Annotated in this window: 10 protein-coding genes and 1 pseudogene; 5 read left to right on the forward strand and 6 right to left on the reverse strand. The window is 71.4% G+C overall.

Features of this window, described 5'->3' with window-relative positions; all coding sequences use genetic code 11:
- Nucleotides 1-78: 78 nt before the first annotated feature.
- The gene (locus AB0C75_RS21530) at nt 79-720 is read left to right on the forward strand and encodes a TetR family transcriptional regulator (protein ID WP_362893141.1); all 642 of its coding nucleotides are present in this window, start codon (nt 79-81) and stop codon (nt 718-720) included.
- A 30-nt stretch (nt 721-750) separates the two neighbouring features.
- Here the strand turns inward: AB0C75_RS21530 and AB0C75_RS21535 are convergent, their stop codons facing one another.
- Both AB0C75_RS21535 and AB0C75_RS21540 read right to left on the reverse strand, forming a co-directional pair.
- Complete coding sequence (locus AB0C75_RS21535; RefSeq protein ID WP_362893143.1) at nt 751-1,716, reverse strand: endonuclease/exonuclease/phosphatase family protein; 966 nt, start codon at nt 1,714-1,716, stop codon at nt 751-753.
- Between the two features lie 111 nt (nt 1,717-1,827).
- Nucleotides 1,828-2,586 (reverse strand): GDSL-type esterase/lipase family protein, encoded by a 759-nt coding sequence (locus AB0C75_RS21540; RefSeq protein WP_362893145.1) that lies wholly within the window; start codon nt 2,584-2,586, stop codon nt 1,828-1,830.
- Here AB0C75_RS21540 and AB0C75_RS21545 point away from each other — a divergent pair.
- Nucleotides 2,585-3,559, forward strand: a complete 975-nt coding sequence (locus AB0C75_RS21545) for a WD40 repeat domain-containing protein (RefSeq protein WP_362893147.1) — start codon at nt 2,585-2,587, stop codon at nt 3,557-3,559. The genes AB0C75_RS21540 and AB0C75_RS21545 overlap by 2 nt on opposite strands.
- Before the next feature lie 42 nt (nt 3,560-3,601).
- Here the strand turns inward: AB0C75_RS21545 and AB0C75_RS21550 are convergent, their stop codons facing one another.
- Nucleotides 3,602-4,003 carry a PPOX class F420-dependent oxidoreductase gene (locus tag AB0C75_RS21550; protein ID WP_362893148.1) on the reverse strand — a complete coding sequence of 134 codons (402 nt, stop codon included), beginning with the start codon at nt 4,001-4,003 and terminating at the stop codon, nt 3,602-3,604.
- Nucleotides 4,004-4,047: 44 nt separating this feature from the next.
- Nucleotides 4,048-5,055, reverse strand: a complete 1,008-nt coding sequence (locus AB0C75_RS21555; RefSeq protein WP_362893150.1) for an amidohydrolase family protein — start codon at nt 5,053-5,055, stop codon at nt 4,048-4,050.
- Between the two features lie 65 nt (nt 5,056-5,120).
- Between AB0C75_RS21555 and AB0C75_RS21560 the strand changes: the two genes are divergently transcribed.
- The 3 genes from AB0C75_RS21560 (at nt 5,121) to AB0C75_RS21570 (ending at nt 8,152) form a co-directional block, all read left to right on the forward strand.
- Nucleotides 5,121-5,669: a TetR family transcriptional regulator gene (locus AB0C75_RS21560; RefSeq protein WP_362893152.1), complete on the forward strand. Its 549-nt coding sequence runs from the start codon at nt 5,121-5,123 to the stop codon at nt 5,667-5,669.
- Between the two features lie 40 nt (nt 5,670-5,709).
- A complete protein-coding gene (locus AB0C75_RS21565; RefSeq protein WP_362893154.1) occupies nt 5,710-6,285 on the forward strand; it encodes a GNAT family N-acetyltransferase in 576 nt (191 codons plus the stop codon).
- 127 nt (nt 6,286-6,412) lie between these two features.
- Entirely contained in the window at nt 6,413-8,152 is a 1,740-nt protein-coding gene (locus AB0C75_RS21570) for a SpoIIE family protein phosphatase (protein WP_362893156.1), read from the forward strand.
- Nucleotides 8,153-8,161: 9 nt separating this feature from the next.
- Here AB0C75_RS21570 and AB0C75_RS21575 read toward each other — a convergent pair whose 3' ends face one another.
- A complete protein-coding gene (locus tag AB0C75_RS21575) occupies nt 8,162-8,773 on the reverse strand; it encodes a Uma2 family endonuclease (protein ID WP_362893158.1) in 612 nt (203 codons plus the stop codon).
- A 155-nt stretch (nt 8,774-8,928) separates the two neighbouring features.
- Nucleotides 8,929-9,111: pseudogene (locus AB0C75_RS21580) on the reverse strand (IS30 family transposase); the annotation flags it as partial.

Genomic DNA, 9,111 nt, shown 5'->3' on the forward strand with positions numbered 1-9,111 from the left:
CCCGAGCTCTCTCCGGCCCTCGCGATCCGCTCGACCGCGGTCGTGGGTACCGGATGGGCGGCAGACCAAGGAGGACCCGTGGTGGATGTCCCGGTGGACCAAGTGACCGGTGCGGTCGACGGTGTGCGTACGCGGGCCCGTGGGCAGCTCCTCGACGCTGCCCTGGAGCTCTTCGGGGTGTACGGCTACGCGCAGACGTCGGAATACGCCCTGTGTGCGATGGCCGGTGTGCCGGAGGAGGCGCTCCGTGAGGAGTTCGGCTCCCGGGAGGGCCTGTTGATGGCCCTGCACAACCAGATCACGACCGCCGGTCTGCGGGCGTCCGAAGTGGCCCTGCTCTCCGACGGGATGGACGGCTGTCCGATCGGGCAGCGCTTCCGGCGGCTCTTCGACGCGTACGTGTCGGCGGTGACCCGGGACCTGCGGGAGGCGCGGGTGACGTTCGTCGAGGTGCTGGGTGTGAGTCCGGCGGTGGACGCGCACTGCAAGCGGTGGCGTGACCTGTGGACGGACTTCCTGACCGGTGAGGCCGAACGCGCCGCGGTGCGCGGCGAGGTGCCGGAGCGGGACCACCGGGTCGTGGTGATGGTGATGGTGGGTACGGTCCACGAGCTCATGGCGCACCACGCCCGGCGCCCGCGCCGTGCCCGGCCCGACGAGGTGTCGGAGGAGCTGACCAAGCTGGGGCTCGCGATGCTCGGGATCGAGACCGCGGACTGAGCGCGGGCCCCCGGCGGGTGCGTCAGGGCGTCAGTCGGGCAGCTTGATGTCCGCCGCTATGGGCAGGTGGTCGCTGCCGGTCGTGGGCAGTGTCCGGACGCGGGTGACCTCCGCCGAGCGGGTGAGGACCTGGTCGATCCGGGTCACCGGGAGCTTCGCGGGCCAGCTGAACGCGAAGCCCGGGCCCGGCGGGTCCAGCTGTGAACTGACCGGTTCCAGACCGCGGTCGTCCACCGTGCTGTTGAGGTCCCCGAGCAGGATCATCCGGTCCAGCGGCTCTGCGGCGACGGCCTTGCCCAGGAGGGCGGCGCTCTCGTCCCGCAGGCCCGAGGTGAGGCCGCTCGTCGGGCCGATCCGCACCGAGGGCAGGTGGGCGACGTACACGGCGATCTCGCCCCGGGGTGTACGGGCCGTCGCCCGCAGCCCACGGTCCCAGCCCGCACCGACGCCCTTCGGCCTGATGTCCACCAGCCGTACGCCGGTGAGCGGGTACTTCGACCAGAGGCCGACCGTGCCCTTCGTCGCGTGGTGGGGGTAGTCGGCGGCCAGGGCCTTCTCGAAGGCCGGCAGCGCCGGGGCCGTCACTTCCTCCAGGGCGATGAGGTCGGCGTCCGCCTCCGTCAACGACCGTGCGGCGGCGGCAGGATCGGGGTTCTCGTCGCTGATGTTGTGCTGGACCACGGTGAAGGTGCTGTCGGGCGCCTGGCCCCAGGTGAACAGCAGACTCCCGAAGAGGGCGGACCAGGCGGCCACGGGCAGCAGCAGCGCGGCCGACGCCAGGAGCGAGCGCCGCAGGAGCGCCGGGACCAGCAGGACGGGGACGGCCAGGCCGAGCCAGGGCAGGAAGGTCTCCAGCAGACTGCCCACGTGGCCCGGGGTGTTGGGGACGAGGCCGGGGAAGACGAGCAGGACGGCCGTCGGCAGGCAGAGCAGGGCGGTCAGGCGGCCGCGCTTCCAGCTCCAGCCCCGCGCCTTCGTGGCCCGCTTCGTCGACACTCGCTCACGCTCCCGACCGGGGGCCTCCCCGCGAGGCCCGCACGTGAGGAGGACGCCCGGCTCCTTGATCCGGTTCCGGCCACGGGGGCGCGCCGTACGCTGGGCCCCAGCTCAGGCAGCCGCAAGGGCCCCCGCGTACGGGCCGCCCACTCCCCAGGCCTGGTGCATCGCGTCGGCGAAGGCGCCGGCCAGTTTGTGCTCGCCGGCCGGGCCGGGGTGGGTGCCGTCGTAGGTGTCCGTGTGGATGTCGTAACCCGCGGGGTGCGAGGCGAGCAGCACCGGGGACGAGGGTGTGTCCAGGTCGGCGACGGCCTTCGCGAGCAGCGTGTTGAAGCGGTCGCACTCGGCGGCGAAGGGTGCGTCGGACTCCGCCCGTACGTTCGGTATGACCGGGAGCAGCACCAGCCGGACACGGGGGTTCGCGGTGCGCGCCGCGGTGATGAACTCCCGTGCGTTCGCGGCCGTCTGCGCGCTGTCGGTGTAGAAGCCGAGGTCTATCAGGCCGAGCGAGACCAGCAGGATGTCGGCGCGGGTCGCCGTGACCGTGTCCGCGATGACCGGGGCCATGTGGAGCCAGCCCTCGCCCCAGCCGGCCAGGTGCCGGCGCGCGGGCTCGGGGAAGGCGGTGTCGCCGTACGCGTGGGAGAGGGGGGCGTTCGCATCCGCGTCGTACAACCCGGTACGCGGGCCCGCGATCGCGTACCCACCGGCGCCGAGGGTCGCTTCGAGGTGCTGCCACATGCGGTAGCGCCAGGTGAAGTCGCCGGAACGCCCGATGGTCATGGAGTCGCCGACGAAGAGAAAACGCATGGCGACATCATGGCTGATCACTGCTCCGGCCTGCGACGTGACAGTGGACACTTGTGCCATGAGATCGCTGCTGACCGTCGCCGCTGCCGCCACCCTCCTGTTCCTGACGGGGCCGGCGCCCGCTGTCGCGGACGACGGGGACGGGGCGGACCGGAGCTTCACCATCGAGGACCCCCGGATCACCGAGTCCAGCGGTCTGGCCGCCAGCCGTGTCCACCCGGGGATCTACTGGACGCACAACGACAGCGACGACGGGCCGTACGTCTACGCCGTGGACTCCAGGACCGGGAAGACGGTGGCGACGATCACCATGAAGGGCGTGGGCGAGCCCCGCGACGTGGAGGCCATCTCGCTCGGGCCGGACGGGAATCTGTACGTCGGTGACATCGGCGACAACCTCGACGGCACCTGGGACCACGTCTGGATCTACCGCTTCCCCGAGCCGAAGAAGCTCGCCGACGCGACCGTGCGGGCCACGCAGTTCGACGTGACCTACGCGGACGGGGCGCGCAACGCCGAGGCGCTGATGGTCCACCCGAAGACCGGACGGGTGTACATCGCGTCGAAGAGGGAGGGCGGCGGCGGGCTCTACGAGGGCCCGGAGAAGCTGACCACCGGCGGGAACAACGTCTTCCGGCGTGTGGGGGAGGTGCCGTGGGTGACGGACGGTGCCTTCTCGCCCGACGGCAAGGAACTGGTGCTGCGCTCGTACTTCAGCGCCCGCGCCTACGTCTTCGCGAAGGGCAGGCTCGGCGCCGACCACGCGGTGAGCGCGCCGCTCCAGGGGCAGTCCGAGTCGGTGACGTACACGGCGGACGGCTCGGCGATGATGTTCGGCTCCGAGGGGAAGAACAGCGAGGTGGCGCGCGTGGACGTGGAGGGCAGGTCGGCCTCACCGTCCGGCGGGGGCGGCGGGACGTCGTCCGGGGACGGCGGTTCGGGGACGGGCGGTACGGGCACCGCGACGGGGGCCGCCGTGGCCGTCGGGGTCGTCGTGCTGGCGCTCGCCCTGGCCAGGCGCCGCCGGAAGTAGGGCGCGCGCCGTTGTGACCGGCTGCCGCAGCTCCCGGTCCGTTCAGTCCTCGTCGGTGATCGGCCGCAGCTCGTAGTGGAGCGTGCGGTCACGCTTCAGCCGGTGGGCGAGAGGGACGGCCACGCCGTGGAGCGCCGGGTACTTCCGGGAGAGCGTCCGTGCCGCGTGGGTGTTCTCCTTCGAGTCCGCCGGCAGGAGTCGTGCCCATGCCTTCATGGGCGGTCCTGTCGGTGCGCCCCGCACGGTGCACGGGGCGATCTCCACCACCGGATGGTTGCGCATCCGGTCGACCTTCCAGGCCGAGGAGAACGTACGGATGTAGGCGTGGTCGCCCTCGACGGCGATGCTGACGGGAGTGTGGGCAGCCGATCCGTCAGGCCTGCGGGTGCTGAGCAGGACGGTGTACTGCTTCACGAAGGGCTCCAGCTCACGGATCGTGTCCATATGTCCATGGTGCAGGAAAACGGGGCAAAGTGTGCCTTAAGGCCTCACCTGTCCAGCCGGAACAGCGCCTGTGCGTTCCCGGACGCGATCCTGGTGCGGTCCTCGGCTCCGGGAACGGCGTCCAGGAACGTGCCGATCGCTGTCGCGTCGGGCCGGTGGAAGGGGTAGTCGGTGGAGAACAGCACCCGGTCCACGTCGGTGAAGTCGAGGGTGTGACGCAGCAGCCGTTCCTGGAGCATGCCGCTCGTGGTGATGTGGATGTTGGACCTGATGTAGTCGGAGACCCGGCGATCGAGGTGCTTCGCGACTCCGGAGAGGCTGTCGACCCGGTCCATCCAGAACAGCAGCATCTCGCCCCAGTGGCCGAGGACGAGCTGCAGGCCGGGATGGCGGTCGAAGGTGCCGCGCAGGATGAGTCGCAGCGCTGACAGGCCGGCCTCCATGTGCCAGCCCCAGCCGAAGCTCGCCAGCCCCAGGTCGGTCAGCGGGTCGATGCCGCGGTACGAGGCGTCGCGCAGTTCGTCCGATGCGATCTGCGGGTGGAGGAACAGGGGCTGGTGCAGCCGGGCGGCGGTGGCGAGCAGGTCGTCGTAGGCGGGATCGTCCATCGGGCGGCTTCCCGTGCGCCCGAAGACCATGGCGCCGACGTGCCCCAGGCCGGCGCACCGTTCGAGTTCGGCGGCCGCGGCCTGCGGATCGCCGGTCGGCAGCGTCGCGAACGCGCGGAAGCGGTCCGGGTGCGCGCGGACGGCGTCCGTGGCCTCGTCGTTCGCCTCCCGGGCCAGGACGACCGCCTCCGGCGCCGGCAGCGCCTGGGTGGCGGGTGTGACCACCGACAGGATCGCGACGTCGATTCCGGCGGCGTCCATCGCCTCGATGCGCCCCGTCCCGATGTCCTCAAGCCTGGCCTGGGTGTCGCCCATGCGGTTGAAGGCGACGCTCTCGTCGCGCGCCCCCTCCGGCAGCCTGTCGAGCGCCTCGCGGATGGCGGCGCTGTTCCAGTGCTCCTCGATCGCGATGACCTTCATGGTGGTGGGCTCCCCTTCGCTCATCACTTGTGGAGTGAACCGTGGAGTGAACCGTACACCTTCGCTCAACAGGCGTAGAGTGACGTTCCATGAGTGAGCCGATGAGCAGGTCCGAGCGCCGGGCGGCGACCGCCCGGCGCATACTCGACGCCGCGCGTGCGGAGTTCGGGGAGCGCGGTCTGGAGGCGACCACCATCCGCCGCGTCGCTCGACGCGCCGAGGTGGACCCGTCGCTGGTGATGCAGCACTACGGATCGAAGGCCGCTCTGTTCGCCGCCGCCGTCGAGCTGGACGAGTCCGCGTCCGACGACGTCGAGCCCCATCTGCACGACGTCCTGGACATCCGCCTCGCCCCCCTGCCCCCGGAGACCAAGGCCCTGGTGCGGTCCATGCTCACCGCCCCGGAGGCGAAGGCCCGGATGAGCGCGCACCTCGACGAGCGCGTCGCCAACCTGACCCGCGCCATGGACGGAGAGGACGCCGAGCTGCGCGCCGCTCTGATCGTCAGCAGCATCCTCGGGCTGACCATCGCCCGGCACTTCCTCGAACTCGACGCGCTCACCCAGGCCGCCGACGCCGACATCGCCCGCGTCGCCCGCCCTTGGGTCACCACCGGAATCCACCCCGCCACCGAGTAGCCCCCGCCCCTCCTCTCCCCGCCCGGCATACAGTCGGCCCATGCCGGCTCACAGGCCTCCCCGGCCCTTCTTCACCTCCCGCCTCGACGCGCTGCCGCTCGACGTCTCGCACGCGGACGAGATGGCCGTGGTGCTCTTCGACCCCGCCCTGTACGTCCACACGGGAGGTGCCCCGGAGGACGCCGATGCCCTCCGGGCCCGCTACGAGCGGCAGAGTGCGGGTTCGCCCGACCGGGCCGAGCTCTGGTGGAACTGGGTGCTCAGGGTGCGTACCGACGGGCGCCTGGCCGGTTACGTCCAGGCGACCGTGCGCGGGGCGCGGGCGGAGGTGGCCTGGGTGGTCGGGGTCCGTTGGCAGGGCCGGGGGTACGCCAAGGAGGCGGCGACCGGCCTGGTCCGGCACCTGCTGGATCCGGGCGAGGACCAGGGCCAGGACCAGGGCCAGGACCTGGATCGGGACCCCGTCCGTACGGTTGTCGCCCACATCCACCCGGACCACGCGGCTTCCGCCGCCGTGGCCACCGCCGCCGGGCTGCTGCCGACGGGGGAGTGGGAGGACGGCGAGGTGCGATGGCGGCGGGACGCTGCCAGGGGCGCGCCCAGGGGTGACGGGTAGCGGTGGGCGGCGGCCGTCGGGTGCCATGACTGATCACGACATGGCATGGATTGTCTTATACCGTCGTCCTACACGGTGCTGTGGACGCCGTGAGCTCCTGGCACGCAACCGACGGGGAGGCCCTGGGGTGAGTGAACTGGGGAGGCTGGAGGCACTGGGGCTCGCTGGGCTCTCGGCGGCGGCCGATCCGGGCATGGACCGCTTCGCGCGGCTGGTCACCCGGCTGCTCCGTGTCCCGGTCTCGCTGGTCTCGCTGCTGGAGACCGACCGGCAGGTCTTCCCCGGCATGGTCGGGCTCGCCGAACCCTGGGCAGGACGGCGTGAGACCCCGCTGAGCCACTCGTTCTGCCAGCACGTCGTCATCGACGGCCGTCCGCTGATCATCCCGGACACCCGGGAGCACGCGCGCACCCGTACCAGTCCGGCCATTCCCGATCTCCAGGTGATCGCGTACGCCGGTATGCCGCTGAGCGATGCCGACGGGCATGTCCTGGGGTCGCTCTGCGCCATCGACCACGTGCCCCGGCAGTGGACCGAGGACGAGCTGCAGGACCTCGGGGACCTTGCCGCAGCCTGCTCGGTGGAGATGCGGCTGCGGATCGCCACCGAGCGGATCCGGCAGGACCGCGACCACGCGGAGGTGCTGCTGCGTGCCGCCGTCGAGCTGGGGCACTCTCACGATCTGGCGGACCTCACCCGCCGTCTGCGCCGTATGTTCGCCACCCCCTCCGAGCCGGCCCTCGTGGGCCTGCTGCTTGCGGACCGCCAGGGGCTGTGGCGCGTCATCGACCCGGACGACGTGAAGCCGGTGGAGAGCACCGCCGGCCGCCTCGACCTGGACGCGGGTTTCCCCAGCGCCCAGGCCGTGCGCGAACAGCGCACCGTCTTCGTCCCCGACCGCGAGGCACTCACGGCCGCCTTCAGCCCGGAGGCCGTGGCCGCGTACGACGAGCTGGGTCTCCGATCCGTGCTGTGTGTGCCGCTGCCGCGTCGCCGTGGCGTGCTGGTGTGGTGCTGGCCGCACCCCCATACCCTGTCGCTGACGGAGGAGGCCGCCCTCACCGCGGTGGCCGGATACGCCAGCCAGGCGGTCGACCGCACCCTGTTCGTCGAGACCCGGCTCAGCACCGCCGCGCAACTCCAGGCGGCGATGCTGACCGAACTGCCGACCGTGCCGGGCCTGGACATGGCCGCCCTGTATCTGCCGGCGACCGACCAGGACATGGTGGGCGGCGACTGGTACGACGCCTACCAGCTGCCGCCCCGGCTCCCGGACACCCCGCAGCGCGCCCTGATGCTGTCCATCGGCGACATCATCGGACACGACGTGCAGGCCGCGGCCGTGATGGGCCAGGTCCGCAGCATGCTCCGCCAGGCCACGCTCGGCCACTCGGCGCATTCGCCCGCCGCCGCGCTGGACGCGGTCGACAGTGCCTTCGACGCGCTGCCGCTCGGCCCCGGCGCCACCGCCGTGCACGCCCGTCTCGACGCGGACGTCGGCCGGTGGCATCTGACCTGGTCCAACGCGGGCCATCCGGCGCCGCTGCTGCGGACGCCCGACGGCCGTGTCTCGCCCCTGGAGCCGCACGACCTGATCCTGCTCGGTGCCCCGAGCGGCCTCCCACGCCACGACCACGAGTGTGAACTCCCCCTGGGCAGCGTCCTCCTGCTGTACACCGACGGGCTGGTCGAGCGCCGTGACACCGACATCGACACGACCATCGCCAAGGCGGCGGCCACCCTGTCGGCACACGGCGACCAGCCTCTGCGGCAGCTCCTGGAGACGCTCTCCCACGGACTGGCGGACGCCCCGCAACGCGACGACGTGGCGGTACTCGTCGTGCGTGTCACGGGAGAGGGGACATAGAGAGGCGCCTCAGGCGCGGTTGCGGCCCGCCGCGACGAGCTCGGCGACATCCAGGGTCAGCTCCGCACCGATCGATGCGGGAAGCGCGGCCTGCTGGCCGGGGGCGTAGACCTCGTGGCTGTCGTACGTGCAGCCGGTGGGCTCCGTCAGGACGTGGAGCCGGCCGTGGCGGCGGTCCAGGATCACGTACACCGGGATCTTGGCCTCGGCGTACGCGGCGACCTTGTTGCGCAGGTCGTTCTTGTAGTTGCCCGAGGTCACTTCCAGGACGAGGCGGAAGACCGCCGGGTCGTAGCAGTTGTTCCCGATCAGGTGCTCGTCGAAGTCCGCGTCCACCACGGCCAGGTCGGGGATGGCGTAGTCCTCGGGGCCGCCGGGCAGCCACAGGCCGATGGCCTGGAGGACTCTGGTCTCGTCGCCGTGGAGCCCTGCGGCCAGGAAGGGGACCATGAGTGTGGTCAGTGCATTGGCGTGCGGGCCGTCCGGGGGCGGGGCCACGGTGATGACGCCTCCGATGATCTCGACGCGATAACCCGGAAGCTGCTCCGTGAGGTGGTTGGCCGTCACGAGCATCGGTTCCGGTTCATCGTCACAGGGGTGCTCGACTGCGGCGGCAGACATGGCGGGCCCTCCTGGGATGGTGTCGAGAACATCATCGTAGAGCGGGGTGCCCCGTTTCGTCCCGCAGGCGGTTCATCACCCGGCTGAGTGAAGCAGAAACGGCCCTGCACACCGGGGCGCTTTCTAGGGGTCATCGCAACACGTGGTCGTGTTGATCAGGCCGCGAGCAGTTTATGCAGGCGCTCGGCTGGGGTTTCCCAGCCGAGCGTTTTGCGTGGGCGGCCGTTGAGTTCCGCGGCGACTGTGTCGAGGTGCTCGCGGCTGTGGGCCGCAAGGTCGGTGCCCTTCGGGAAGTATTGCCGCAGCAGACCGTTGGTGTTCTCGTTGGAGCCGCGTTG

Source organism: Streptomyces sp. NPDC048565 (assembly GCF_040650935.1).
Classification (GTDB): domain Bacteria; phylum Actinomycetota; class Actinomycetes; order Streptomycetales; family Streptomycetaceae; genus Streptomyces.

Bases quoted from the DNA above. Each gene is read 5' to 3' on its own strand.
- AB0C75_RS21540 (WP_362893145.1), bottom strand. From the start codon at position 2,586: ATGGCACAAGTGTCCACTGTCACGTCGCAGGCCGGAGCAGTGATCAGC.
- AB0C75_RS21565 (WP_362893154.1), top strand. From the start codon at position 5,710: ATGCCGGCTCACAGGCCTCCCCGGCCCTTCTTCACCTCCCGCCTCGAC.
- AB0C75_RS21555 (WP_362893150.1), bottom strand. From the start codon at position 5,055: ATGAGCGAAGGGGAGCCCACCACCATGAAGGTCATCGCGATCGAGGAG.
- AB0C75_RS21545 (WP_362893147.1), top strand. From the start codon at position 2,585: ATGAGATCGCTGCTGACCGTCGCCGCTGCCGCCACCCTCCTGTTCCTG.
- AB0C75_RS21560 (WP_362893152.1), top strand. From the start codon at position 5,121: ATGAGTGAGCCGATGAGCAGGTCCGAGCGCCGGGCGGCGACCGCCCGG.
- AB0C75_RS21550 (WP_362893148.1), bottom strand. From the start codon at position 4,003: ATGGACACGATCCGTGAGCTGGAGCCCTTCGTGAAGCAGTACACCGTC.
- AB0C75_RS21575 (WP_362893158.1), bottom strand. From the start codon at position 8,773: ATGTCTGCCGCCGCAGTCGAGCACCCCTGTGACGATGAACCGGAACCG.